The 24,461-nt window shown below is 65.6% G+C and carries 25 protein-coding genes and 2 tRNA genes; 16 read left to right on the top strand and 11 right to left on the bottom strand.

Going from position 1 to position 24,461, the window contains the following annotated elements; all coding sequences use genetic code 11:
- Positions 1 to 2 precede the first annotated feature (2 nt).
- The 8 genes from MQH31_RS12015 to MQH31_RS11980 all read left to right on the top strand — a co-directional run bounded on the left by MQH31_RS12015 (position 3) and on the right by MQH31_RS11980 (position 6,974).
- Positions 3 to 1,118, top strand: coding sequence for an ABC transporter permease (locus tag MQH31_RS12015; protein ID WP_134533459.1), 1,116 nt, complete (start codon positions 3 to 5; stop codon positions 1,116 to 1,118).
- Positions 1,115 to 2,863, top strand: a complete 1,749-nt coding sequence (locus MQH31_RS12010) for an ABC transporter ATP-binding protein (protein WP_243012253.1) — start codon at positions 1,115 to 1,117, stop codon at positions 2,861 to 2,863. The genes MQH31_RS12015 and MQH31_RS12010 overlap by 4 nt, the downstream gene beginning before the upstream one ends.
- Positions 2,864 to 2,868: 5 nt before the next feature.
- Complete coding sequence (locus MQH31_RS12005) at positions 2,869 to 3,711, top strand: ATP-binding cassette domain-containing protein (protein WP_198415876.1); 843 nt, start codon at positions 2,869 to 2,871, stop codon at positions 3,709 to 3,711.
- Entirely contained in the window at positions 3,695 to 4,702 is a 1,008-nt protein-coding gene (locus tag MQH31_RS12000; protein ID WP_243012252.1) for a D-isomer specific 2-hydroxyacid dehydrogenase family protein, read from the top strand. The genes MQH31_RS12005 and MQH31_RS12000 overlap by 17 nt, the downstream gene beginning before the upstream one ends.
- A 110-nt stretch (positions 4,703 to 4,812) precedes the next feature.
- Positions 4,813 to 4,885 (top strand) — tRNA-Asn (locus tag MQH31_RS11995).
- A gap of 86 nt (positions 4,886 to 4,971) precedes the next feature.
- A complete protein-coding gene (locus MQH31_RS11990) occupies positions 4,972 to 5,847 on the top strand; it encodes a sensor histidine kinase (RefSeq protein ID WP_134533463.1) in 876 nt (291 codons plus the stop codon).
- Between the two features lie 3 nt (positions 5,848 to 5,850).
- The gene (locus MQH31_RS11985) at positions 5,851 to 6,672 is read left to right on the top strand and encodes an AzlC family ABC transporter permease (protein WP_243012251.1); all 822 of its coding nucleotides are present in this window, start codon (positions 5,851 to 5,853) and stop codon (positions 6,670 to 6,672) included.
- Positions 6,669 to 6,974: an AzlD domain-containing protein gene (locus MQH31_RS11980; RefSeq protein ID WP_243012250.1), complete on the top strand. Its 306-nt coding sequence runs from the start codon at positions 6,669 to 6,671 to the stop codon at positions 6,972 to 6,974. Before MQH31_RS11985 ends, MQH31_RS11980 begins: the two co-directional genes overlap by 4 nt.
- 75 nt (positions 6,975 to 7,049) lie before the next feature.
- On the opposite strand, the gene def is transcribed toward MQH31_RS11980, so the two are convergent.
- Positions 7,050 to 7,616, bottom strand: a complete 567-nt coding sequence (def, locus tag MQH31_RS11975) for a peptide deformylase (RefSeq protein WP_134533469.1) — start codon at positions 7,614 to 7,616, stop codon at positions 7,050 to 7,052.
- 40 nt (positions 7,617 to 7,656) lie between these two features.
- Between def and MQH31_RS11970 the strand changes: the two genes are divergently transcribed.
- From MQH31_RS11970 to MQH31_RS11950, 5 genes are all read left to right on the top strand, one after another.
- On the top strand, positions 7,657 to 8,583 hold the full coding sequence (locus MQH31_RS11970) for a DMT family transporter (RefSeq protein WP_243012249.1): 927 nt from the start codon (positions 7,657 to 7,659) through the stop codon (positions 8,581 to 8,583).
- A 180-nt stretch (positions 8,584 to 8,763) separates the two neighbouring features.
- Positions 8,764 to 9,981, top strand: a complete 1,218-nt coding sequence (locus MQH31_RS11965; RefSeq protein ID WP_243012248.1) for a glycosyltransferase — start codon at positions 8,764 to 8,766, stop codon at positions 9,979 to 9,981.
- Positions 9,982 to 9,990: 9 nt separating this feature from the next.
- Positions 9,991 to 10,064: transfer RNA gene (locus MQH31_RS11960), tRNA-Ile, on the top strand.
- 54 nt (positions 10,065 to 10,118) lie between these two features.
- Positions 10,119 to 10,472: a helix-turn-helix domain-containing protein gene (locus tag MQH31_RS11955; protein ID WP_308196459.1), complete on the top strand. Its 354-nt coding sequence runs from the start codon at positions 10,119 to 10,121 to the stop codon at positions 10,470 to 10,472.
- Positions 10,472 to 11,770, top strand: coding sequence for a tyrosine-type recombinase/integrase (locus MQH31_RS11950; RefSeq protein WP_243012246.1), 1,299 nt, complete (start codon positions 10,472 to 10,474; stop codon positions 11,768 to 11,770). Before MQH31_RS11955 ends, MQH31_RS11950 begins: the two co-directional genes overlap by 1 nt.
- A gap of 138 nt (positions 11,771 to 11,908) precedes the next feature.
- Here MQH31_RS11950 and murJ read toward each other — a convergent pair whose 3' ends face one another.
- The 3 genes from murJ to MQH31_RS11935 all read right to left on the bottom strand — a co-directional run bounded on the left by murJ (position 11,909) and on the right by MQH31_RS11935 (position 14,705).
- A complete protein-coding gene (gene murJ, locus MQH31_RS11945; RefSeq protein ID WP_243012245.1) occupies positions 11,909 to 13,459 on the bottom strand; it encodes a murein biosynthesis integral membrane protein MurJ in 1,551 nt (516 codons plus the stop codon).
- 269 nt (positions 13,460 to 13,728) lie between these two features.
- The gene (locus MQH31_RS11940) at positions 13,729 to 14,148 is read right to left on the bottom strand and encodes a hypothetical protein (RefSeq protein WP_243012244.1); all 420 of its coding nucleotides are present in this window, start codon (positions 14,146 to 14,148) and stop codon (positions 13,729 to 13,731) included.
- A gap of 38 nt (positions 14,149 to 14,186) precedes the next feature.
- On the bottom strand, positions 14,187 to 14,705 hold the full coding sequence (locus tag MQH31_RS11935) for a hypothetical protein (protein WP_243012243.1): 519 nt from the start codon (positions 14,703 to 14,705) through the stop codon (positions 14,187 to 14,189).
- 315 nt (positions 14,706 to 15,020) lie between these two features.
- Here MQH31_RS11935 and MQH31_RS11930 point away from each other — a divergent pair, with 315 nt between their 5' ends.
- Positions 15,021 to 15,371, top strand: coding sequence for a hypothetical protein (locus MQH31_RS11930; protein WP_243012242.1), 351 nt, complete (start codon positions 15,021 to 15,023; stop codon positions 15,369 to 15,371).
- Positions 15,372 to 15,381: 10 nt separating this feature from the next.
- Here MQH31_RS11930 and MQH31_RS11925 read toward each other — a convergent pair whose 3' ends face one another.
- The 3 genes from MQH31_RS11925 to srmL form a co-directional block, all read right to left on the bottom strand.
- Complete coding sequence (locus MQH31_RS11925; protein WP_243012241.1) at positions 15,382 to 15,543, bottom strand: hypothetical protein; 162 nt, start codon at positions 15,541 to 15,543, stop codon at positions 15,382 to 15,384.
- A 66-nt stretch (positions 15,544 to 15,609) separates the two neighbouring features.
- Entirely contained in the window at positions 15,610 to 16,347 is a 738-nt protein-coding gene (locus MQH31_RS11920) for a tyrosine-protein phosphatase (RefSeq protein WP_243012240.1), read from the bottom strand.
- 145 nt (positions 16,348 to 16,492) lie between these two features.
- Positions 16,493 to 17,608, bottom strand: coding sequence for a PheS-related mystery ligase SrmL (srmL, locus tag MQH31_RS11915; RefSeq protein WP_243012239.1), 1,116 nt, complete (start codon positions 17,606 to 17,608; stop codon positions 16,493 to 16,495).
- Between the two features lie 532 nt (positions 17,609 to 18,140).
- Here srmL and trpS point away from each other — a divergent pair.
- Both trpS and MQH31_RS11905 read left to right on the top strand, forming a co-directional pair.
- Complete coding sequence (trpS, locus tag MQH31_RS11910; protein WP_443655769.1) at positions 18,141 to 19,181, top strand: tryptophan--tRNA ligase; 1,041 nt, start codon at positions 18,141 to 18,143, stop codon at positions 19,179 to 19,181.
- 7 nt (positions 19,182 to 19,188) lie between these two features.
- On the top strand, positions 19,189 to 20,034 hold the full coding sequence (locus MQH31_RS11905; protein ID WP_243012238.1) for a TIGR02391 family protein: 846 nt from the start codon (positions 19,189 to 19,191) through the stop codon (positions 20,032 to 20,034).
- Between the two features lie 33 nt (positions 20,035 to 20,067).
- Here MQH31_RS11905 and MQH31_RS11900 read toward each other — a convergent pair whose 3' ends face one another.
- The 4 genes from MQH31_RS11900 to MQH31_RS11885 form a co-directional block, all read right to left on the bottom strand.
- Complete coding sequence (locus MQH31_RS11900) at positions 20,068 to 21,087, bottom strand: hypothetical protein (RefSeq protein ID WP_243012237.1); 1,020 nt, start codon at positions 21,085 to 21,087, stop codon at positions 20,068 to 20,070.
- A 307-nt stretch (positions 21,088 to 21,394) separates the two neighbouring features.
- Positions 21,395 to 21,973, bottom strand: a complete 579-nt coding sequence (locus MQH31_RS11895; RefSeq protein WP_243012236.1) for a DUF4913 domain-containing protein — start codon at positions 21,971 to 21,973, stop codon at positions 21,395 to 21,397.
- A 7-nt stretch (positions 21,974 to 21,980) separates the two neighbouring features.
- Positions 21,981 to 22,439: a single-stranded DNA-binding protein gene (locus tag MQH31_RS11890; protein ID WP_134533487.1), complete on the bottom strand. Its 459-nt coding sequence runs from the start codon at positions 22,437 to 22,439 to the stop codon at positions 21,981 to 21,983.
- A 197-nt stretch (positions 22,440 to 22,636) separates the two neighbouring features.
- Positions 22,637 to 24,436, bottom strand: coding sequence for a type IV secretory system conjugative DNA transfer family protein (locus MQH31_RS11885; protein ID WP_243012235.1), 1,800 nt, complete (start codon positions 24,434 to 24,436; stop codon positions 22,637 to 22,639).
- Positions 24,437 to 24,461 lie beyond the last annotated feature (25 nt).

Below are 24,461 nucleotides of genomic sequence, written 5' to 3'. Positions count from 1 at the left end.
CCATGAGCCACGCACCAGACACCACCATCGCCCCCGTCCGTCGCGGCGGCCTCTCCGCACTCTGGAACCGGCTCCCCGTCGTGCACCAGGTGAAGCAGAGCATGGGCCTGCAGCGCGGGATGCTCGTCACCGGCCTCGTCATCACCGGCCTGTTCGTGCTCACCGCCATTTTCGCCCCGTTGATCTCGCCGTACGGCTTCAGCCAGCTGCGAGACGCGAACGGTCCGTTCGGCGCGCAGGTGCCCCCGGGCGGCGCCCACCTCCTCGGAACCACCGTCGGCGGCTACGACGTGCTGTCCCGCGTGCTCTGGGGCGCCCAGACCGCGTTGTTCGTCATCGTCGTCGCGGTTCTGCTCTCCATCTTCGCCGGAGTGTTCCTCGGCCTCGTCTCCGGCTATTTCGGCGGCTGGCTCGACCGCATCCTCGTCGTCATCTGTGACGCCGTCTACGCATTTCCCTCGCTGCTGCTCGCGATCGTGATGTCGATCGTGATCTCCGGCGGTAAGTCCGACCTGGTTGGCGGCGTCTTCGCGGCAGCCATCTCGATCACCGTCGTGTTCATCCCGCAGTACTTCCGGGTGATCCGCGCGGAGACCGTGCGGATCAAGGCGGAGGCCTACGTCGAGTCCGCGCGGGTCCTCGGCGCGAGCAACGGGCGGATCATGTTCCGGCACGTGCTCCGGAACGCCACCCGTACCCTCCCGCTCATCTTCACCCTGAATTCCTCCGAGGCGATTCTCACCCTCGCCGGACTCGGCTTCCTCGGCTTCGGCATCGAACCGAGCGCAGCGGCCGAGTGGGGCTACGACCTGAACAAGGCCCTCTCGGACGTCACGAGCGGCATCTGGTGGACCTCGCTGTTCCCCGGGCTCGCAATCGTGCTCGTCGTGCTCGGCATCACCCTCGTCGGCGAGAGCCTCAACGACCTCGCCGACCCGCGCCTCCGCGGTCGCCGCTCGGTCGGCAAGGTCGTCTCCGTCGTCGCCGCGACCTCCGTCGTACCCGGCGGCACGCTGACGGGCGGCCCTGGCGGCCTCGACGGCCTCGAGGGCGGCGCCGACGGGATCGACGCTGACATAGACAGCTTCACAGACGAAGGATTCGAGGACCGGTCATGACCGAGGCATTCACGACCGCCCCCGAGCCGGCCGGCCGGGTGTCCGGCACTGCGCGCAGCTCCGACGTGCTCAGCATCACCGACCTCAGCGTGACCTTCGCGACCGATGCCGGCGCGGTGCGCGCCGTCGCCGGCGTCAGCCTCCGGGTCGCTCCCGGCGAGGTGCTCGCGATCGTCGGTGAGAGCGGCAGCGGCAAGACCGTCACCGCCAAGACCATCCTCGGCCTGCTTCCCGAGACCGCGACATCGTCAGGGGCCGTGTTCCTGAGCAGCAAGGACGGCTCGAGCACGAACAACGTGATCTCCGTCGGCAAGCAGAAGCTCCGCCAGCTCCGCGGCACCGACGTCTCCATGGTCTTCCAGGAGCCGTCGACTGCGCTCAACCCCGTCTACACCGTCGGCTGGCAGATCATGGAGGGCATCAGGGCCCACGGCCAGGTCGGCCGCGCCGAGGCGAAGAAGAAGGCCATCGAGATCCTCGGGAGGGTCGGCATCCCCGACCCCGAAATCCGGGTCAACTACTTCCCGCACCAGTTCTCCGGAGGCCAGAAGCAGCGCGTCGTGATCGCCATGGCCCTCGTCCTCGACCCCGGCCTGATCGTCGCCGACGAGCCGACCACCGCGCTCGACGTCACCGTGCAGGCCGAGATCCTCGACCTGCTCCGCCGCTGCCGCGACGACTTCGGCACGGCCATCGTGCTGATCACCCACAACATGGGTGTCGTCGCCGACCTCGCAGACCGGGTCGCGGTGATGTACCAGGGCAAGGTCGTCGAAGAAGCGGATGCGCGCACCCTCTTCGCGTCCCCCCAGAACGACTACACGAAGAAACTCCTCGCCGCCGTGCCGCACCTCGGCCAGGGTGTCGTGCACGCCGCCGACCGCGCGGCCGCACGGAAGCCGGACTGGGCAGCGGGGACGCCCGTCGTCGTCGCCGAGGACCTGCGGATCGAATATCCCGGACGACTCGGCCGCGGCGGCTTCACCGCCGTCGACGGCGTGAGTTTCAGCATCCGCCCTGGCGAAGTCCTCGGCCTCGTCGGCGAGAGCGGAAGCGGCAAGACCACGATCGGCCGCGCCATCGCCGGCCTCACCCGGGTGACAGACGGTTCCCTGACCGTGCACGGTCACCAGATGAACGGCTTCAAGGAGCGCGCCTTCAAGAAGCTCCGCAGCGACATCGGCTTCGTCTTCCAGGACCCGGCATCGAGCTTCAACCCGCTGCTGACCATCGCCGACTGCGTCGCTGAGCCCCTGATCGTGCACGGCCGGGCGAAGAACCCGGCCGCGGCGCGGGCGAGGGTCGACGAGCTGCTCGAGGCCGTGCAGCTGCCGCGCAGCTACGGCGACCGGTACCCGCACGAGTTGAGCGGCGGCCAGCGCCAGCGCGCGAGCCTCGCGCGGGCACTCGCGCTCGAACCCGGCCTGCTGATCGCCGACGAGCCCACCTCGGCGCTCGATGTCTCCGTCCAGGCCCGGGTCCTGGAGCTCTTCGCAGAACTCCAGCGGGAATTCGGTTTCGCGGCGCTCTTCATCAGCCATGACCTCGCCGTCGTGGACATCCTCGCCGACCGCATCGCGGTGCTTTACCACGGCAAGCTCGTCGAGGAAGGAACGAGCGCGGAGGTGCTCGGCGATCCGAAGGATCCGTACACCCAGCGCCTGCTCGCCTCCCTGCCCGTCCCTGACCCGGTGGAACAGGCCGAACGCCGTGAGAAGCTGCGGGAGCTGCGTACGGCAGGATAGGAAGTATGACTCGCGGCGCGGCATGGACCTTTCCCATCGCGATGGATGACCTGTCCGTCTCCTATCCGGCCCATGGCGCGAGCGACTCCTACTCCGCCCTGCGGGGGATCACCCTCCGGGTCAACCCCGGCGAGGTGCTCGGGGTACTCGGCGAGAGCGGTTCCGGCAAGAGCACCCTCGCCAGGGTGCTCTCCGGGACCGGGGGATCGGCCGGCAGCACCGACGTGCGGCCGCAGATCACCGGCGGCGAGGCGACCGTACTCGGGCTGCGGCTGCGGGGCATCAGCCGCCGCAAGCTCGCCCGGCTGACCCTCGAGGTCGGGATGCTCGCCCAGGACGCCGGCCAGACGCTTCCTGCGACGCTCACCGTCGGCGAACTCGTCGCTGAGCCCGTGCTCGAACGCGACGCCCGGTACCAGCCCGGGGCCCTCAGTACGCTCGTGGCGACCATGGTGGATGCCGTGCGCCTCCCGCTCACCCTGCTCACGAAATACCCGTACGAGCTCAGCAGCGGGCAGAGGCAACGCGTCGCACTCGCCCGCTCGCTCGTGCTCGGCCCGGCCCTCCTGATCGCGGACGAGCCGCTCGCCGGCGTCGACGTCACCGTTCGCGACGCCGTCGTCGACCTGATCGGCGAGCTGCAGCGCGAACGCGCTTTCGCGGCCGTCGTGATCAGCTCGGACCTCGCCGTCCTCCGGCGGGTGGCCGACCGGATCGCCGTGCTGCACCAGGGCGTTCTCGTGGGCCTCGGCACGATCGATGAGGTCTTCGCCGACCCGTGGCATCCCTACGTCGCAGACCTTGCGGCGGCACTCACCAAGGACGGACAGCATGACAGCGATTCCTGAGCCGGCCCAACACGAGGCCGTCCTGGCCGGCACGGTCACGGCCGTTCCGGTCGCACAGCGGCCGCCGAGCGGGCCGATCGCCATCCTTCCGCACCCCGCGGACACCGCGACCTGGGCGGTGCAGGCGGCCGGGGGAGTCCTGGCACCGCTCTCGGAGGCGACCCGCGGTCTCATCTGGCTCTCCTACGGCCGGGCGGAGGAGCTGCGCGCCGCCCTCGACGACAACCCCGGCATCGGCTGGGTCCAGTTGCCCTGGGCCGGCGTCGACGCGTTCAGCGACCTCCTCGCCGAGCAGGACCGGCCCGGCCTGCTCTGGACCAGCGCGAAGGGCGCATACGCCCAGCCCGTCGCCGAGCACGCCTTCACGCTCACGCTCGCGCTGCTGCGTGTGCTGCCCAAGCGGGCGCGGGCCGTGAGCTGGAGCACCCTGCCGGAGGGTCGGTCCCTCTACGGTCGCCACGTCGTGATCATCGGCGCGGGAGGCATCGCCCTCGAACTCATCCGGCTGCTCGAACCCTTCGGTACGACGGTGACGGTCGTGCGCCGCTCCGCCGAGCCGGTGGCCGGAGCGGCGCGCACCGTGCAGACGAGCGCCCTGCACGAGGTCCTTCCCGATGCCGATGTCGTCGTGGTCGCCGCCGCGCTCACCGCGGACACCCGGCATCTGATCGGGGCACCGGAGCTCGCCCTGATGAACCGCAACGCCAACCTCGTCAACGTCGGGCGTGGCCCGCTCATCGACACCGATGCCCTCGTCGCGGCCCTCGCCGCCGGGAGCATTGCCGGCGCGGCACTCGACGTGACGGACCCCGAGCCGCTGCCGGACGGGCATCCACTCTGGACGGAGCCGCGCTGCCTGATCACGCCGCACTCCGCGGACACGCCCGAGATGACCGCGCCGCTCCTCGCCGAGCGGATCCGGCTCAACGTGCTCGCCTTCCTCGGCGACGGGCGTTTCGTTGGCGTCGTGGACCCGCAGCGCGGGTACTGAGCCGGTAGCAGGAACGCCGGGAGGCGACCGCTTCCCGGCCTCGATTTGGCGAACGGCCGATTCTTGGTAAAGTAATAACGCTGTTCAAGCGGAAACGCTGTTCCAGCTTTTCCTCGATAGCTCAATTGGCAGAGCATCGCACTGTTAATGCGACGGTTCTTGGTTCGAGTCCAAGTCGGGGAGCGAAAGGCCACTCAGGGCTCCACCCCGGGTGGCCTTTTCTATTTTTATTTTCTCTTTTCGTCTGGAAGTTCTGGAAAGGCGACACCGTGGAGTTCTGGCCTCTCGCAGCCGGCGTGCTCGCCGTCGTCTCCGCGATCGTGCTCACCCTCTGGGTCGTCACGGCGGTACGCCTGCGCCGCATCACCTTCGACCGTACGGCGGCCGAGCGGATGCGCATCGACCTCGAACTGTCCCTCGCGGAACAGAACGGCCGCCTCGGCATCATCCGGGAGCTTCAGGACGGCGCGGTGCTGAACGTCTCCCGGCTGATCACCCAGGCAGAGGGCGCCCGGTACACGGCGGAGAACGACCCTGCGAGCGCGGTCCGGGTCGCGACGGCCCTCGTCGAGGACGGCAGGGTCGCCCTCGCCGACATGCGCAGGGTGCTCACGATCGTGCGCGAGGGCGAGGCCGTCGACACGCCCCAGCCGGGGCTGCAGTCCGCGCGGAACCTGTTCCGGGTGATGCGCGACGCCGGCCTCGAGGTGAGCTTCGCCGAATCCGGGGACCGTTTCCCGCTCAAGCCGGGTGCCGAACTCGCGATCTTCCGGATCCTGCAGGGTGCACTCGCCAACGCCCTCACGCACGGCGGCCGCGGCACGTCCGCGAGCGTCTCCTTCGCCTGGACCAGGGACGGCCTGCAGCTCCTCGTCGACGACGACGGCATCCGTGCGGCCGCCCGCCGGGTGAGCTCAGACCCCGACGAGATCGCCGCGGCCACCCGGTACACGATCGACGACGACTTGCACGCGCTCAGCGAGAGCGTGTCCGGTGCGGGCATCACCCAGATGCGCGAGCGCGCACAGCTCTTCGGCGGCACCTTCACGGCGGGCACCGTCCCCGGTGTCGGCTTCTCCGTGTCCGCCGTCTTCCCGTCCTTGCGCTACCACAACGGTGTGCACGGCGTGAACCTTTCCCGATAGCGGATGACCGCCCAGGTCCCTGCCCCTGACGGCGGCGACGGCGGCGACGCCGAGGACGCCGCTGCACAGGACGCCGCGGCTCAGGACGTCGCCGCGCGAGCGCTCGACCGGGTCGCGACGCGCGAGGGAATCGCCGTCGGCGTCGCGACGGCCGCGTACGGGCTCTCCTTCGGGGCGCTCTCCGTCGCCTCCGGCCTCACGCTCTGGCAGACGGCGTTCCTCAGCCTCGTGATGTTCTCCGGTGGATCCCAGTTCGCCCTGATCGGCGTGCTCGCGGCCGGCGGGGTCGCTGCGGGGCCGTCGGCGATCGCCGGCGCAGCGCTGCTCGGCACCCGGAACGGGCTCTACGGGATCCGCACGGCGCCCATCGTCGGCCGGGGCTGGCTGCGCCGGATCGCGGCGGCCTGGATCACGATCGACGAGTCGACGGCGGTCGCGCTCGCTCAGCCGACACCGCGGTCGAGTCGGCGCGGATTCTGGGTTACCGGCCTCATCGTGTTCGCCGGATGGAACCTGACGACCTTCGTCGGCGGGCTGATCGGCAACGCCCTCGGCGATACCCGGGCGTACGGTCTCGATGCCGCTGCGGCCGCCGCCTTCGTCGGACTGCTCTGGCCGCGCCTGAAGCGACGGCAGGCCCTCGTCGTCGCCGTGGCGGCCTTCGTGGTGGCCACGGTCCTGACGCCCGTTCTGGCGCCGGGGCTGCCCGTCCTTGCCGCGGCGCTCGTCGCCGTCGTCGTCGGCTGGTTCAACTGGGCAGGACCTCGCGCCGGCGCACAGCCCGGCACACAGCCCGGTAGTCCGACGCGGGGGAGTGGCACGTGACGCTCTGGCAGATCGTGATCGCGGCATCCATCGCCTGTGTGGCGCTCAAGCTGGTCGGCTACCTCGTCCCGGCTGCGGTGCTCACGAAGCCCGCTCCGGCGAGAATCAGCGAACTCGTCACCGTCGCCCTGCTCGCGGCACTGATCGCGGTGCAGACGCTCGGCTCGGGACACGGGGTCACCCTCGACGCCCGGGTTCCCGCGGTTCTCGTCGCGGTCGTCCTGTTCGCGCTCCGGGCGCCCTTCATCGTCGTCGTGATCGCGGCCGCGCTCGTCGCAGCAGGCCTTCGAGCCCTCACCTGAATCGACCGATACCGTTCCGGTCGAGAGTTGCCGTTGCGCCGGTCACTCTCGACCGGAAAGATCCGCGAAGCGGTACTACTCGTCGAGGTTGTCGACGCCCGGCATCCAGTCGAGGCCGGGACCGCCCCAGCCGCGCTTGCGGGTGACCTTCGTGGCGATCTTCGCGTAGAAGTGCTCGAGCCGATCGACGTACACCGTGCCGTCGAGGTGGTCGTATTCATGCTGGAAGATCCGCGCGAGCCAGCCGTCCGCATGGATTTCGAACGGGTTCTGGTCGAGGTCCACGGCCCGGAGGATCGCCCGGGGGGAACGGAGCAGCGGGAAGCGCTCGCCCGGGTACGACAGGCATCCCTCGACGTCCTCGTCCTCGTCGGCCTCTCCGGCAGGGACCGGCGTGATCCAGAGCTCGGGGTTGATCGCGACTCCGCGCCACTGCCGGTTGTCGTCGTCGAGATAGCCGTAGGTGAACAGGCGCAGCGGGATACCGACCTGCGGGCCGGCGAGGCCGACCCCGGGGGCCGCGTCCATCGTCTCGAACATGTCCTGAACGAGATCGCGCAGCTCCTGGTCGAAGGTCTCGACGGGCTTGGCGGGGGTGTGGAGGACGGGGTCCCCGAAAATAACAATTGAGCGAACGGCCATTCAGCAAGGATATCGGGCTGTTCCGTCGTAGGGTCATTGAGTGCACCTCGACCTGATTGACTTCACCGTCGACCTCCCCGTCGACCCTCGCCAGGCGATCGGCATACCGCTCGCCCTGATCGGCGGAGTCTTCCTGTCGCTCGGAGCCCAGTTCCAGCACCGGGGTGTCAACAAGGTCGAAGCCAACACCGTCGCGGTCACGGGAGGGCTCGACCCGCATCAGTTGCTGCTCCTGCTGCGCCGGCCGTCCTGGGTGATCGGCACGCTCATGCTCGGCCTCGCCATCGTCTTCCAGCTCTCCAGCCTGGCCTTCGCCCCGATCATTGTCGTGCAGCCCCTCGGCGCCGTCGCCCTGGTGATCACCGCCGTCGTGAACGCACGGGTGACCAAAACCCCGGTCAACCGGGCGTCGAAGATCGCGATCGCGTTCTGCGTCGGCGGCATCGGACTCTTCGTGACCGTCGCCGCGTTCTTCGCCGTCGACAAACCGGTCACGGACAAGAACCTCGTCACGATCCTGATCGTGCTCGGCGCGGTGCTCCTCGCCTTTATCCTCGCGTTCGCGCTCCTGCACACCAAGTTCAAGGCGATCTTCTATATCACCGGAGCCGGCGTGCTTTACGGTTTTGTCGCGACCCTCGCCAAGGTGATCATCAACCGCACCCAGAACGGCAACTTCGAGTGGCTCACGCTCTGCTGCGTCGCCGGTCTCCTCCTCGCGGCGTCGCTCGGCGCCTACTTCGTGCAGAATGCCTATTCTTCCGGTCCGCCCGATCTCGTCATCGCGGGCCTGACCGTGATAGATCCGCTGGTCGCGGTCGGAATCGGCATCGTCGTCCTCGGCGAGATCGCCCAGGCCCCTCTTTGGGCGGGGTTCGCCTTCGCTCTCGCGGGTGCGATCGCAATCTGCGGAGTCATCCTGCTGTCCCGGCACCACCCGCAGGCATCCGTTACCGTATCGGAATAGGGCGCGCCGTCGCCGAGGATGGGCGAGAACACGCGGATTTAGAATAGGGTGCTAGGAGAAGTCGGCCACATTCTGGCCGTCCATGCCCGAATTTCCGCCGGATGACGACCTCCGGCCCACACACGTTGGGACACCACCACTTTGTCAGACTCGACCGTTTCGCCACTAGGTTCGACCCCTGTGGCTCCGGGTTCGAAAAAGCCGATCAAGGTCCTTATCGCCTGCGACACCTTCGCCCCTGATGTCAATGGTGCGGCGAAGTTCGCCGAGCGTCTCGCCGCAGGCCTGACCTCGCGCGGCCACGAGGTGCAGGTCTTCGCGCCGGCCGCCACGGCCAAGCACGGCACCTGGACCGAAGAGCACGAGGGACAGACGTTCCTCGTGCACCGCATCAAGAGCTGGCGCTGGTACCCGCACGACTGGCTCCGTTACGCCCTGCCGTGGCTGATCCATGCGGAGAGCCGTCGGATCCTCGACACCTTCAAGCCCGACGTCGTGCACTTCCAGTCGCACATCAACATCGGGCGCGGCGTCACGATCGAGGCCGCGAAGCGCGGCATCCGCATCATCGGGACCAACCACTTCATGCCCGAGAACATGCTCGAGTTCACGCTCATCCCGAAGAGCATGCACGAGCGACTGATCAAGATGGCCTGGAAGGCTGCCCGCCGCACCTTCGGCCGGGCGGAAGCGGTCACGACCCCGACCGTGCGCGCCGCCGAGTTCCTGGAGAAATACACCGGACTCGAGGGCGTGCTCGCGATTTCGTGCGGCATCGACGCCCACAACTATTCGCCGTCCTTCGAGCCGCGCACCGAGAACCGGATCCTCTTCGTCGGCCGTGTCACGAGCGAGAAGCAGATCGATGTGCTCCTGCACGCCGTCACCCTGCTCGCACCTGAACTGGATGCCCAGGTCGAGATCGTGGGCGGCGGCGACCAGAAGCGCAACCTCGAGCACCTCGCCCAGAGCCTCGGGATCAGCAAGCGGGTCGTCTTCCGCGGGTACGTCACCGATGAGGAACTGCGCGACGCGTACACCCGCGCCACCCTGTTCGCGATGCCGTCTATCGCCGAGTTGCAGAGCATCGCGACCATGGAAGCGATGGCCTCAGGCCTGCCGATCGTGGCCGCCAACGCCATGGCGTTGCCGCACCTCGTCCACGACGAGCAGAACGGGTACCTCTTCGAACCCGGAAGCGCCCAGGACCTTGCGGACAAGCTCACGCTCGTGCTCACGGCCGCCCCGGAGGCGCTCGATGCCCTCAAGCACGAGTCGCTCAGGCTGATCGGCGCGCACGACATCAATCGCACCCTCGACACTTTCGAGAGCCTGTATCGTGGGGAACCGGTGGTCGACACGATCACCTCAGAGGCCGCCGCCCACTCCACGGAGTGATCGCGGTTGGGGGCGGTAGCTCAGCTGGTTAGAGCAGCGGACTCATAATCCGTCGGTCCCGGGTTCAAGTCCCGGCCGCCCTACTCGAAGTATGGTTTGATCAGGGTTTTTTGTCCTCACAGAAGGGGCAAGACTTGATGCACTTAACGCTTATTCAACGTTTATTCCTCGGAGCCCGTCCTCCGGGGGCGGTCATCGAGCATGAGCAGGACCTAGTTCGACCGGTTTGGAGTGACCTCGAACACCTACAGGTCATGGACAACAAACACCTCTTCGGACTCGGTCTTGAGCCCGTCTTGACCACGAGTGAGCTCGCCGAATACCTCGGCGTTCACGTGCAGGCCATTTACGACCTGCGCACCGACGGGCGCGGTCCCTCGGGCATCCGAGTTGGACGGGAGATTCGCTACCGTGTGTCCGATGTTCTCCGTTGGCTGGATGGGCTCCATGAGCCCGAACCGTCACTGAGTGGTGGCACGGGTGAGCGGTGATGGCTGGACGACCGCGGCTCCCATTCGGCACCTTTGGTTCGATCAAGACCACCGAGATCGGACCCGGACGTTACCGGGCGTGGGCGCGATTTCGTGACTTGGACGGCCGAGCGCGGCAAGTCACCGCGGTCGGTTCGAGTCGAAATGCTGCACAAACTGCACTCAAGATCGAACTGGCCGGGCGCATGCATACTGGTGGGGTCAGTGACTCGCTGAATGCGGGCTCGCCATTCCCAACGCTTGCCGAGGCTTGGCTTGAGGACGTGATGCTCGACATGGACCGCGCCCAAGGGACCAAAGACACCTATATGCGGGAGCTGCGAGTGCTGGTGATGCCCTATTTCGAGCACTTCACAATTCGCGAAGTGACCGTCGGGCGCATCGAGCTCTTCCTGAAGAAGCAGCGTGAGAAGTCCTACACGCGAGCGAAACACTCTCGCACGATCCTCAATATGATCATGGCTTTCGCGGTGCGGCGGGAGATCATCCCGCGCAATCCGGTGAAGGAGACCTCGCGGATGAAGAAGCCCCCTCACACCCCCAAGGCGCTCACGACGGAGCAGATCGCCGCAATTCGACTCGCGGCACGTGAATGGCGCACGGGGGAGGGCACGAAGGGGCCACGATCCGACGGGCAGGTGCGGGACATCATCGAGGTAATGCTCGGCACTGCAACACGCATCGGGGAGACGCTCGCGCTGCGGCAATGCGACGTGGATCTGGATGCCGATCCGCCGCGAGTGACCATCAGCGGCACGCTCGTCGTGCACAACGGCGTCGGTGTGCTCCGTCAGGCGCATCCCAAAACGCATGAGTCGAACCGCGTCATTGCCGTGCCGCAATTCGCGGTCGACGTGATCCGCCAACGCCTGGTGCTGATCGATCCGGAAGACGCGGAACACTTACTCTTCTACTCACGAAATGGCACGCCGCTCACGCCGTACAACGTCAGACGCACGTTCCGGGGGATCCTCCGGAGCGCCGGCCTCGAGGACCTGGAGATCACCCCGCACTCCTTTCGCCGTACCGGTGCGACGCTGCTCGCCAACGAACTCGGCATACAGGCAGCGGCTGACATGCTCGGACACACTTCGACATCGACAACGAAAGCGCACTACGCCGAGCCCGACCGGACGGTGAAATCGGAGCCGGCAACGGTGCTGCAACGGCTGGCGCCGCCGGCCTCTGGGGACCCCAGCCTCTCAAAGACGCCCAACGCGAAGGCCAGTGACCCGTTGATCGGTCCGGCGTCGGGCAGCGCAGGTGCCAAACGTAGACCCCCTGACCGACAAGGCTAATACGGCGCATACCGGACTCGGCCACATGGCCCTCAGCCCTCATGTGCACAGCCGACCTCGGTTTGTCGCAGTAGGGGAACCTTATGCGGGCAGTCCGCTCTGCTGTGTGGGCGGTTGGGACCACGGCCGCTGCAGTGGCTACCTTCGGCGCAGGTTGTTCAGTGTTCGGTCGCCGAGTATCCAGCTCACCGCGATAAAGACCGTCAGAACGCATGTACCCGCGGCCGCCAGGAGGGTGACCTGGCCGACGAAGCCTGTTGGCGTGCCGGTGTAGGCCACCAGTGACAACCCGGCAGCGGTACTGACTATGGCCGCGGCGAGCAGTCGGACGTAGCCGAACGCGAGGGGCCGTTGACCGGCGGGGACGTGACCGCGGTTTCGGAGTGTTCGCCGTAGCGACAGGTACGCGGTCAGCCAGCCGGCGAAGTTGGCGATGGAGATTCCTGCGGCGATTCCGATCACCGTGAGTTCAGGTGGAAGGAGGAGCGCTGCTGCGGCGCCGGCGGCGGAGAGTACGGCGATGACGAGTTGAGTGGTGAAAGGGCCGCGAGCATCCTGCAGCGCGAAGGATGTTCGGTTGAGCACGCAGGCCTGACTGAACCCGACGAGCCCAATCGCTAGTACCTGGAGTACGTGCCCAATGATCGGTTTTCCAAAGAGCACCTCGGTGATCAGTGGGCCTAGCGCCACGAATGCGGCAGTGGCCGCCATCGCGACATAGGCGACTGGTTTGCTGGCCAGGGTGGAGAGCGCGTCAATTTCGGAGAGGTTATTTCGTGCGGCGGATCCGCTCATCCGTGTGTAGAGGGCTGTCGTCAGCGACACGGTTACGATCCCGTGGGGCAAGAGCATCAGCAGGTACGCCATCGAGAGGGAGTTCAGACTGGGGCCGTCGACTCCCAACTCTTTGAGGGTCTTCCCGGCGTTACTGGCGACGTTCGACGTGACCAGGTACGCAGCCTGGCCCGCGACGACCCCGAGAAGAGTCCAGCCCGCCAGCGTCGACATATGCCCGAGACCACCAAGGCCCCAGCGCAACCGCATGCGAAACCCGATTCTCCGCAGCGGGATGAGGAGCAGCAAAGCCTGGATGGCGATGGCCAAGGTAGCCGAGCCGCTGAGCACCGCGATCATCAGGGGACTCCACGAGTCCACCGTGCCCAGCCCGGACGGCAGCAGGAAGAGGAAGACCAGGATCCCGCTGATCCCCAGCAGGTTGGAGACTGCAGGGGCCCATGCCGGGGCGCCGAACACACCGCGCGCGTTCAGGACCTGGGACAGGACGGCAAATGCGATGAGGAAGAAGATCTGCGGCAAGCACCAGTACGCCATCGACGTTGCGAGTCCCCGCCACTGCGCCGACCAGGTCGTTGCGTAGATCCAGACAATTCCCGGAGCGCACAGAGTGAGGACGACTGCGGCCACGGCCCCACCCACGAGAACGATCGTGAGGAGCCGGTCCGTGTTCTCCTGGCCAGCCGGACCGTCGTGAAGGTTTCGAACGATCTGCGGGACCAGCACCGCACCCAAGACACCGCCAGCGACCAGAGCGAAGAGGTAGGTCGGTGCTGAGTTCGCGATTTCAAACGTTTGCCCACCGATCGCCTCGCTCGTGCCGCCGATCGCAGCAACGAGCAGAATTGCCTTGAGGAAACCGAGCGCCCGGGAGACGAGCGTGGCGGCCATCATCGACCCAATCGAGCCGCGCGCACTCATCGGCCAAGCTCCGGACTAGCCCCACAAGGTCGGCAGGCCGATATGAAATCCCCCATTCGCTAACACTCCCACAGCGGCCGAGAAACCAGCACCAACCCAGTCGCAAATCTGCCGTCGCGGACCCCAACCTCTTGCGGGACGGTTCCACGGTGGTGTGATCAGTCTTTCTCAGAACAGCAGACGTTTCTGCACCCCGGAGTTGGATATGAAGGGGCATTGCTCTGGACCGCGAATCGAACGGGTTACAGCAACGATTGCAACTGCGTGTCGTACTTCGTTGTCTCGCCCTCAGTCCAGACTTTGATGAAATAGGTGAGGTGGAGCTTCGTCTTGTCCCACTGAACCGCGTGAGCGAGTAGTCCCGCTTCCGTGTTGACGCCCGGATTGTCCCTGGTTTGTGTCCAGCCGTTCGCTGCCAGTGCGTGCGAGTAGAAGGCGATGACCTCGCGTTGCTGGTGCGTCGTCTTCCCGCAAATACCGGTGATGGCCACGTCGCCGCCATCGAGCCCGAATTGAACCCGTCCCCGGTCATGGTTGATCCGGACATCGGTGCTGCCAGGGTAGGTCAATGCGGCTTCGGGTTGTTTGGCCAGACTGTCGATGGATTGCCCGGGCACACAGCCAGTCAGCAAGAGCAAACACATGCTGGCTGCGGTCACCACGCTCAGAAACCGAGATGCTCTGCGCACGTTTTCCCCTGTCACTTCGGATCATCGAGGTAAACGCTGCGGCCTGTTTGCCCGTTGATATTGACGGTCACGTACGTTGAACCCGGAGGCGCCGGCTTCAACGCGAGGTCGTAATACACAGGGAGGTACGGGGACCCGGCTTGGATAGTCACTGACACGTAGCCCCACCCGTCTCTCCCGCTGATGTCGATGGGGTCCGCGCTGCTTGATCCTGGGGATCCTGTGGCAAATTTTGATTCCGTGGGAAATCCGAATTGTGGGTAGGTCCGGCGGTAGTAGTCCAGGATCATGGAGGGACTGCTCGGAGCGGCGAAGACGGTCGTGACCCCGGCGTCCTTCGCTATATTCGGTTCGGAGCTTCCGAGGTACTCGGCTCGGCCGAGCAGCTCACCACCGAGTGGAGGATCGTTGAGGATGGGAACCACCCGGATCTGTGAAACTGTTTTCTCCGCGTCGGGCGCGTTGAACGAGCAGCCCGCTACCCCGAGCACCACGGCCACGCCGACACCGAACACGACGCCTAACCTCACGCAACCACGCATGTTCAGGCCCCCGCTCGAGTGACGATTCATGCTGTGATCTCAGTTCCCGATGCTCTCACGCAGAGCCGTGGCGTTCACGCAGCGATCGATGATCGCGGCGCACGATCCACAGCCGCTGCTACTTTCTAGCAGTGCACCAGGAACTCAAACCAGCCCCCAAGAAAGGGCAACCGATTCAAAACATCGCAAATGCCGATCGCCACCCAGAACAATAGAACCGCTCAAATCTCCGCCCTCCTCAACGATCCATCTCATACAGGCGTAAGAGGGACCCCCTACTGGCGTTCGCGTAACGTCGTTTTCATGACCAACGCACCGAATCAAGATTCGCGACTTTTGAGATATGCGAGCGTCGCGATCTCCGTTGAGAACGGTGCACCTTTCACAATCAAGGGCGTCGACATTTGGGACGACCATGCCGTGATCTATGGTGAGGTACTCGACCCGCGGGCTTGCATCGACTACTCCCACCCGACGCGGATCGAGTTCGATTCCGACATCTTCGAAATCGGCCCACTCACCGTTGTCGCCGGAGGCCTGCCTTCCATCGTTTTCGCAACCTCGCGACCGCCGAACGTTGACGCGGAGAGCGTTTCTGTTCGGTACGGCGATGTAGAAGTGAAAGGGACGATCGCCCCAGGCGAACGTCCGTAGGTGGAACTCTCTATGGGCGAATGTCGGTCTTCTGGACTGCAGCCAGCAGAGCTTCCAGATCGGCGGCAGTCTTTTCCGTGGCCGTTGCGATACGACGCAATGCACCGATAGCGCTGATGCTCGCAAATAGGACGAGCAGCACTATTACGACGAGAAGCCACGTGAGATCCATGGTGTCAATCTAACGGGTCAGCGATTATCGAACAGCGAACCCTCAGTGCGTCATTTCGGGTCCCGGCTAGACGTTGCTTCGCCAGCTCGTGACCGCAGCCGTGTTGGCTTCGTTGAGCTCCGGGGATGCGAGGAGCGTGACGAGGTCGAGGCCGAGGAGTGCTGAGCGAAATGCTCCCTCTGTTGTCGTGCCGTAGGTCTGACACAGCGCCTCGATCTCGGGTTCGGCGTTGTTCCGATTCGATGTTGCCGCTCGAAGATCGGCAAGTCTGACTGTTTCGAGATAATCGTCGACGATGGCGTCCGGTTTCGTATCAATGGCAGCGAGAAGCAGCATCGCGATGAGTCCGGTTCGGTCTCTTCCGCCCATGCAATGGAAGAGAACTCCGCCTTCTGGCGCGCTGGCCAACGCGGACAGGACCGCGACACTACGTTCGGGCATCGCCTCGAGATGCGGCAAGAAGTACAGTGCCGTGCCGCTGAGCCCGTTGCTCCAGAAGTCCTTCCAGAAAACCCCGTTGTCGAGGCCGTCCAGATCGACTGTGAGAGTGGTCAGCCAGTCTGGCCGCGGCTGGGTGTCCTGCGGCCGTTCTCCGGCCTGGCGGAGGTCGACGATAGTGCGGATGCCAGCTTCACGCATCTGGTCCCATCCCGCCGGGGTAATCCAGTCAACATTTTCGGAACGGAAGAAGACGCCCCTGGGAGTCAGTGTTCCATCTTGTCGTGGGAGGCCACCGAGATCGCGTGCGTTCACCAAACCTTCGACCCGAAGAGTCCGGCCCTCATGCTCCGATTCGTTGACCATGGGCTCAGCATAGAAGCAGCGACCAGTACCCGACTGAACCCCCTTCGTCAGGTAACTCATGGTCGGGCAGCAAGGGACGGCTACGGCGGCACCAGGGCTCTGTTGCGCGCAGTTGATCTCCGCGCAACAGAGCCCGCCGAATGCTTTAGCCGATTAGTTCAAGGACCGGACCTTCGTGCAAGGCCCTGTAGATGTCGTCGCGAATTGTGTTCGCTTCGGGGTCGGTGAGCGTCTTGGAGAGTGGCCGGAGTGTGAGGCGGACGAGTGCGTTCGCCTGGTCCGGCCGCAGTTGGAGTCTGTCCTGCGCGCCGCGGGGGAGGTCCGCGTGCGCGGTGACGTTCAGGACTTCCACCGATTCGAGGTCGTCGATGCGATCGCCCAGTGCTGCTCGGGCTCGATCGCCGAGGGTTTCCGAGTCGGCATCCGCGTCGACGACGATTGAGATGTCGCGGCGGATCGGCGGCATGACCGAAACAGCCTGCCAGGGAGACAGGTTGAGCATCTGCTGTCCGATCCGCGGATCAGCCGCCCGCAGCAGCCGAATATCAGGGATGCCCTTTCTCAGCATCAACGCCCGGTCCAGTCCCATGCCCAGAGCAAGCCCGGACCAGGTATCTGGGTCCAAGCCGGCAGCAGCGAGGATATGCGGTGCGATCAAGCCGCATTCAGCCAGCTCCAGCCACTCAGCATCGACCAAGACATCGACCTGACAACCTTGGATCGTGTACGGATGCACAGCGGGAACAGCGCGCCACTCTGCACCCGGCAGCACTGCCTCCACCAGAGTTCCGATCATCGTGTGCAGGTCTGCGACCTTGAGCGCCGTGGTGGAACTCACCCGCCAGAGATCGACCTGGTGCGGTGCCCCAACGTGGGTGCGGTCGATGGCGTCGCGGCGATAGACCAAGCCGGGCAGCACCAGCAGCTGGTCGTATCTGGCCTGCGTCGATAACGCATGCATCAGAGTGGGAATCGACGCCGAGGTGTGGCTCCGCAACATCACGGTGGGGCTCACATAGCGCGAGTACCGCTGGTCCCGGGTGACGGCTGCCGGGTCGAAGCCGAGCTTGTCGTAGTTGTCGGCGACGGCCACGAGCGGGCTGTGTCGGATGGTTTCGGCCGGGATACCCCAGTGGCCAGCGAGAGAGGCTGCGACGCCGCCGAGCAGCGTCTGCATCGCATGGTGACCCTGGCCCGGGTTGGAGAGGTCTCGAAGAGTGAGCGCGTCCGTGAGTTCCGTCGCGGAGAGATATGACGTCATGGTCTGGTCCTTTGATGAGATCGGAAAGGGGGAGCCACCCCCGACCGATCTGTCGCTGGACCTAAGCGCGTACGACTAAGCCCATGCGACCGGTAACCGGTCGAGGGCGAAGAAATCGCAGCGATACGTGCATGGCCTCAGCTTAGACACAAGACCGCCACAACTATGCGGGTTTCGGAATATCGCGGCTCCGAGTCGACCTTCGAGACCGAGCTACTCGAGAACGGCCTGCGCCGATTGCCAAGGCGCAGATTCGGCACCAATCCGCCGAGGTTCCGAGGTTTCGGCGGAGCGATTCGGAACGCTTTGCGGGAACCGATGTTGACCCTGCGGACATTTCTCCATACCTGAGATCGCCCCGTGGAGGGTCGGCGGGCACCGAGCGTAAGGCTAGGCTCATGTCATGACTTTCAACCGTTCCTCGTGGTGGTGGCTGCGCTAGCAGCCGGTTGAAGCATGTTCACGGGCTGTACGCAGCTCGTGGACCTCAGGTCCGGACTTCGTGCAGCCCTCCTATCTCAAGGAGTGCAAAGTGGAATCCCTTACTGCCATGGCCGAGCGTTCGGCTGTCGTCGCCCGAGATGTTGACGCCCATCCGGAGCGTTTTCGCGTGCTTACTGGTGAGCGACCGACCGGCCCGCTTCACCTCGGCCACTATTTCGGCACCATCATTGAACGTGTCAGGCTTCAAGAGGCTGGGGTCGAGACGGTTCTGGTCTTGGCTGACTATCAGGTCATCACCGACCGGGACACGATGGCGAACGTCCGACAGAACGTCTACAGCGCCGTGCTCGACTACCTCGCTGCGGGCCTGGATCCGGAAGCAACGACGATCTTTACGCACTCGTCAGTGCCGGCCCTGAACCAGTTGATAATTCCGTTTCTGAGTCTGGTGACGGAGGCCGAGTTACGTCGGAATCCGACCGTGAAGTCGGAGCTCGCGTCCTCGAATCGAGCCCTGAGCGGTCTTCTTCTCACCTACCCCGTGCACCAGGCCGCTGACATCCTTTTCTGCAAAGGGAACCTCGTCCCTGTCGGAAAAGACAACCTGCCCCATGTTGAGATGACACGTGTGATCGCGCGCAGATTTAACGAGCGGTATGGAGATGTTTTCCCCGTGCCCGACGCACTGATCACAGCGTCGCCGGAGATCCCCGGGCTGGACGGTCGCAAGATGTCAAAAAGCTACGGAAACGCGATCGCCCTGTCGATGACCGAGGACGAAACCGCGGCAGCCATCCGGAGAACTACCACCGACATTGACCGTCTAATCTCCTTTGACCCGCAGAGTCGACCAGGCGTCTCGGCACTCCTCTCGACGGCTGCGCTCTGCCTCGGTAAACGACCGGAGGAAATCGCAGCGCAGATCGGGGAAAAAGGCAGCAGCGAACTGAAGCGCCTAACGACCGATGCGGTCAACAGCTTTCTTGCGCCCCTTCGAGCACGACGTGCCGAACTCGCGCAGGATTCAGGGCTAGCTTCCGAGGTGCTTCGACGTGGCAATGATCGCGCGAACTCCATTGCTGCCACGACGCTGGACGAAGTGAGAACCGCAATGGGCACCCTCTACTGATTTCACCATGCCTACCTCAGTTCGGCTTCAGGACGAGAGCCAACGCGAGGCCCGCAAGCGGAACGGTAAACGGCGCGCCGCGCTCGACGCGGCACGCGGCCGCCTCGTGCTGTGCGGCATGATTGGACGTATGAACAACGAGTGGGCCTTGCTGCAGCTGGACGAGTTCATCGCGCTCACCAGTCTCTACCAACCGCCGCCCACCCCCGGCATCGTCTTCATCGGCGATGATCGCAACACGAGGGGCAGCGAGGAACAGATCGTTGCGTCAGCCCAGGTCGTCGAGCAAGTCCTCACTCAAGTGCTGCCGCTCTGGCGCCAGGTGATCGCGGGCGACACTTCCGGCCGCTGGCAGCAGCATCACCAGGCCGCCCGACGTGCCGTCGTTAGCATCCAGCGCGCCGCCGAGGTCGCTGAAAACCTCGGCGACAATGCGCCGACGCTCAACGCGGCGGGCTTCCACCCATGGGCATGGGAAGGCGCTCGCTCTCTCTGGCAGAGCGGACACTACCGCGAGGCAGTCCGCAGTGCCACGGTCAAGATCAACGCCGAACTCCAGAATAAGGTCGGCATCCGCACCACCTCTGAGACCGCTTTGTTCCAACTCGTCTTCAGCAATGACCCCGCCCGCGGCACGACGCCCAGGCTGCGCCCCGCGGGCGACGACGGAGGCAAGACCTCTCTAAGCGTCCGACGGGGGATCGTGGCGCTTGCCGAGGCTTGCTACGGAGCCATCCGCAACCCCGCCAGCCATGACGAAGGCGAAACCGCCGAGCAGGTCGCGCTAGAGCAGCTCGCTACGCTCAGCGTGCTCGCTCGCGCAGTCGACGAGGCAACGATTGACCGTGGCTAGATCGCCCCGTGGATCCAGCCCAGGCCCGCGGTCTCACCACTCGAAGCCGGCGAGCCACCATACCTGCTCGTTCCCGTCAACGTGGACGTGTTTGAAGCCAACCGAAAGAAGCCACTTGGAAACGAGGACGCACAGTTGCCGGATGATCGACGTGATCTCGGCGGCGGTCATCGGCTCGGTCGCCGGCTTCGCTTGCCGAAGGATGGAGACCCACTCCGCCCAGATCGGCGCGACGAAGCGATCCCAGTCCGCGAGGGCGGCCGCGGGCAGATCCGGCCGTGGATCGTTCGTCTCACCGGCCAGATAGACGAGGTCCCGTGTAAGGGCTACGCCGGCCCCGATCATTGCATCTCGGCCGGCGATGAGATTCCCATTCCCTACCCCGGCCTCGTACGAGCGTGCTCGCTCTGATGCGAAGTGGTCGAGCGCGGAGTCCATTGTCGAGACCTTCGTATAGGGGTTGGGCTCGCGGCCAGCCAGGGTGATCTCGATTCGATAGTCCTCGAGCATGAAGCCGAGGTGCCGCGTCCACACGTCTTCATTCGGGTCCAGGCCGTAAATTGCTTCCCAGAGACTCAGGGTGTCCTCGGCTCGGGCGTCGATTGCGACGTGCAGTGCCTCGTGCTGGAGCGAGTGGCGCACCCGACGCACGATATTAGGGCCCGCGATCGCGGGATCCACGCTGCTGGGCTCGACTCCCCAGAAGTTGATATTGGAGACGAGTACGTCGAAGCTGCCGTCGCTCTGCGAGATTGTCTTACCGGCGACGGTGTTGGAACCGCGTGTGGTCGTGTAGGCCTCGTCCGCGTCGAGCTCGAGTACGCTTCGCACGAGGTCGCCGGTGAAGTGGATTCGCCACTCAATGTTCGTGGGGACTAGCTCGTCGGCCCGCTCTATCGCCTCGATTACGAACTCTCGAACGCCGCCGCCCTCCAGGACGACCTCGAGCAGCCCGTCCTCCTTATCGCCCAGGTAATCGAGCGTCACGGCGCCACGGGCGCGATCGTCGAGCTCGGGGAATGGTACCGAATCGGTCTCCGTGGCAGCTGGCACTATTGACATTGTGGGGCCTCTCGGTCGGGATTCGGCGAGTGTATCGACTGGTGCGCTCCGAAACTGCCCATTGTTATGTTTCGACGATATTGGGGTTCGCTCGAAAGCGCCCGCAAGCGGGACCCCGAACGAGCACTCCGGCGCTGTTGCGGCGTTCTTCGCCGTCAAAGGCCCTCGGTGTCGCGTTTACCCTGCCCGAGATTATGCCCGATGACCGGGGGTCAAATGCAACACAGCCAGCCGTCGACGCACGCATTCACCCGGTCCAGCCTGGTAGTGGGCAAGCGCTGACCCTTCCCACCGCAGATCATGGCGAGTCGACTCGAGCGTAGAAGTCGTCCTCGGCCTCGCGGCGCCTGGCGACATCGTCCAAAACGAATTGTACGAAGTCCTCTTCACGATCGCTGATCACAACGTCCTCGACGGCGTCCGTGGGTGTTTCCCCTGGCCAGGAGGTCTGGCGGGTTGGTCGGTCGCGCTCGAGTCGTGTGCCCGAAATGGCGACCCAGTCGTGGAGGCGTTGGCGGGCGTCAGCGAAGTCGCGGTGCCAACCGAATGGGGCGGAGCCGTGTTGGTCAGGGTCGTAGGCGCAGAGCCAGTGCAGGTGTAACGCGGAGAGTTCCCAGACGAGTTCGGGGTGGCGGTGCCAGAAGGGTGGCACGACGGATGCCGGAAGTCCGTAGGTCCGTCGGAGCCAGTGCACCCACTTGTTGAGTTCGATCCATTCGACCTCGGCTTCCTCAGCGGTGAGCAGGTTCCAGTTGATTGGATGCGGCGGCTCCGGTGTGAGTGGATCGAGATCGTCGAATGAGTTCTCATCGAATACGTTCTCGTGGATGGGGGCGTCGAGATCGTCGGGTTCCCACCCGGTCAGGGGCTCGGCCATCGCGGCTTCATCTTCCCATTACGGCCGCACCGCTGCGGGCGGGCCCGGCCAATTGAGCCGTGACTCTTTGCGCGCCTGGTGTATCTCGCTCGGCGCCCGCGACTGAGCGGTGGGTTCGGTCGACGCGATAGTCGGTGCGCGCTAGGTCGTGGCCGATCTTCTTCGCAACGAACTCCTCGCGGTCGATCAGTTCTCCGTCGCGCTCAACTTGAAAGGTGCGGACGTAGCCCTCGGCGACGAAACTGTCGCCTTTCGCGAATCGGGTGAGCGCGCGGTCGGCGGTGGCGCGGTATGCGACCAGGTCGTGGAAGCTCGGCTCGAGCACGGTGAAGTCGCCGTTGCCCTCGCGGCGGAAATGCGGCTGGCCGATGCGCACGTAGAGGCGGGTGTCGCCGTTCTCGGTGACCGAACGCTGCGGTTCCGAGGCGATGAAGCCGGACAGCGACTGTTGGGTGTGAAGTGCCATGGGACTTGACCTCCTGTGATCGGGCGGATCGTCGTGATCCGCGCTCACTACGAGGTGCGCCGAGCGATGCACGGTGAACGTGCTGAGGCGAGTTCGTCGGCCTCGCATTCACCGGCTTGCGATGACGAGTTGGAGCGCGGGTTGTGGGCCGGCAAGGTCACGCCGCGTGACTAAACCGAATGATCCTGGGTCCCCGTTTACTCCGTCGGCCGCGTCAGCTCGAGGTGCGTCGGCGCTCGCATCCACTGTTCGATCTCCGCCCGGTTCGCGCGCAACTCCCTGGCGTCTGGGCGTCCGGTCCACATGCGGAGGCTTGCGACGACCGGCGGAGCTGCGCGGAGCATGATCAGCCCGGTGCCGAATGGGAGGGTGCGAATGGTGTCAGGTGGCATGATCGCGACGCGGCGGATCGAGCGCTGCGCAGAGCGCGATCCGCGGTCCCCGATCGTCGTGGAGTCGGTCGGTTCGTCGCGATCGCCGATGAGGGTCGAGAGGTCCTGGAGGTCCCGGGAGTTGGATCCTCCGCCGAGCACGATCTTCACGATCGAGGAGTCCCAGATGGTGCCGGCCGCGTTGTCGCTCCACTTGGTGCGGGCCTGCGCGAGGGATTGCAGCACGGGCATGGTTGTGATGCCGGTGCCGCCGCCTTCGGCCATGAGGTTAGGGAGCGAAGGGAGTGGGGCAAGGTTTCCGATCTCGTCGAGCGCCAGGAGCAGGGGTGGGTCCAGGCGTGCGCCGGCGCTACGAGCCGCGATGCGGCGAGCGGTCTCGACGAGGTCTTCCACGAGCGCGGAGACCAGGGCGGCGGAGTTGTTGGAGCCTGCGCCGGTCGCGAGGAGGTACAGGGTGCCGTTGCCTCGCAAGAACGCTTCAGGGTCGAACCCTTCGCCCTCGCCCGGGGAGACAGCATCCAGCACTCGTGGATCCGCCAGTGCACCCAGCGAGAGGGAGACGCCCTGCCAAATGGAGTCGCGGGTGCGGGGGTCGGCCTCGAGCATGGCTTGCAGGGAGTCGCCCCAACCTATGGCCGCGCCCGGAGTACTCAGCAGGATGGAGACCGCGTCGTGGGCGGCGGCCGGGTCGAGGGTCCAGCGGAACAGTTCGGCGGGTGGGCAGCGGTCGAGTGCTGCTGCGTGGAGCAGCGATTGGAGGGCGGTGCGGGTTTTTGCCTCCCAGAATCCGCCGCCGTCGACACCGCCAGCGGCCAGCCCGGTTCCGGCTGCGAGCCCGGCCGCGCGGATCATCGCCGTGAGGGGGTCTTCGCAGCCGCGGATCGGTGACCAGCGCAGTCCTACTGGGATGCCCGGCGCCAGCTGTTGGGGATCGAAGACCGCGACAGGGCCGATCCGTTGCCGTGCGCGGAGGGTTGTCGTGAGGTTGTCGGGGCGGGTGGAGGTGGTCACGACCGGGCCGGGGGCGTCGAGGATGGTGTTGATGACGATGTGGGCTCCTTTGCCGGAGCGGGGCGGGCCGATCACCAGGATCGAGTCCTCGACGCTCGCCCAGACCGTGGTGCCGCGGGATCGGCCGATCCGATAGCCGACGTCACGGGGGCCGGCGTGCGTCAGGGAGGGACGCAGGTGCAGCGCGCGCTTCATCAGTGCCGACCGCGAGGCGGCGCGTGCCACCTCGGCGCGGGTTGCGAGGCCGGGGATGCGGTGCGGGTCGGCCTTGGCCATGCGGGCCGCGGCCCGGAGCATCCGCCACAACCAGAGCGCTGCTGCCGCAGCCAAACCGATCAGCAGGGTCGCCGTGAGCCAGTACGCGACGGGGCTGAGGCCCGGTGCCTGCAGGGCCGCCGACGGATGCCCAGGCTCGAGCAGAACGGCGAGCCCGGCTTCTGGCCCGCCCGCGGGTTGCACACTGCCCGTCGCCCACGCAGCGACGGCACCCGCACCTCGAAGCAGGAGAGCAAACAACGCCGTGCCGATCAGGAGTCCAATACCGACGTTGGCGAGCTCATCGCCGAGCGTGCCCTGCGGTCGCGGTGTGCTCATGAATGCTGCTTCCGTTCGGCGGAGG

The organism is Cryobacterium zhongshanensis, assembly GCF_022760445.1.
GTDB classification, from domain to species: domain Bacteria; phylum Actinomycetota; class Actinomycetes; order Actinomycetales; family Microbacteriaceae; genus Cryobacterium; species Cryobacterium algoricola.
Note: the sequence above shows the minus strand (reverse complement) of the source record. Positions and strands in the feature narration are given on the sequence as shown.

Coding starts and splice junctions, on each gene's coding strand:
- MQH31_RS12015 (WP_134533459.1), top strand. CDS start 3: ATGAGCCACGCACCAGACACCACCATCGCCCCCGTCCGTCGCGGCGGC.
- MQH31_RS12010 (WP_243012253.1), top strand. CDS start 1,115: ATGACCGAGGCATTCACGACCGCCCCCGAGCCGGCCGGCCGGGTGTCC.
- MQH31_RS12005 (WP_198415876.1), top strand. CDS start 2,869: ATGACTCGCGGCGCGGCATGGACCTTTCCCATCGCGATGGATGACCTG.
- MQH31_RS12000 (WP_243012252.1), top strand. CDS start 3,695: ATGACAGCGATTCCTGAGCCGGCCCAACACGAGGCCGTCCTGGCCGGC.
- MQH31_RS11985 (WP_243012251.1), top strand. CDS start 5,851: ATGACCGCCCAGGTCCCTGCCCCTGACGGCGGCGACGGCGGCGACGCC.
- def (WP_134533469.1), bottom strand. CDS start 7,616: ATGGCCGTTCGCTCAATTGTTATTTTCGGGGACCCCGTCCTCCACACC.
- MQH31_RS11955 (WP_308196459.1), top strand. CDS start 10,119: ATGCACTTAACGCTTATTCAACGTTTATTCCTCGGAGCCCGTCCTCCG.
- MQH31_RS11950 (WP_243012246.1), top strand. CDS start 10,472: ATGGCTGGACGACCGCGGCTCCCATTCGGCACCTTTGGTTCGATCAAG.
- murJ (WP_243012245.1), bottom strand. CDS start 13,459: ATGATGGCCGCCACGCTCGTCTCCCGGGCGCTCGGTTTCCTCAAGGCA.
- MQH31_RS11930 (WP_243012242.1), top strand. CDS start 15,021: ATGACCAACGCACCGAATCAAGATTCGCGACTTTTGAGATATGCGAGC.
- MQH31_RS11925 (WP_243012241.1), bottom strand. CDS start 15,543: ATGGATCTCACGTGGCTTCTCGTCGTAATAGTGCTGCTCGTCCTATTT.
- MQH31_RS11920 (WP_243012240.1), bottom strand. CDS start 16,347: ATGGTCAACGAATCGGAGCATGAGGGCCGGACTCTTCGGGTCGAAGGT.
- srmL (WP_243012239.1), bottom strand. CDS start 17,608: ATGACGTCATATCTCTCCGCGACGGAACTCACGGACGCGCTCACTCTT.
- MQH31_RS11905 (WP_243012238.1), top strand. CDS start 19,189: ATGCCTACCTCAGTTCGGCTTCAGGACGAGAGCCAACGCGAGGCCCGC.
- MQH31_RS11895 (WP_243012236.1), bottom strand. CDS start 21,973: ATGGCCGAGCCCCTGACCGGGTGGGAACCCGACGATCTCGACGCCCCC.
- MQH31_RS11890 (WP_134533487.1), bottom strand. CDS start 22,439: ATGGCACTTCACACCCAACAGTCGCTGTCCGGCTTCATCGCCTCGGAA.
- MQH31_RS11885 (WP_243012235.1), bottom strand. CDS start 24,436: ATGAGCACACCGCGACCGCAGGGCACGCTCGGCGATGAGCTCGCCAAC.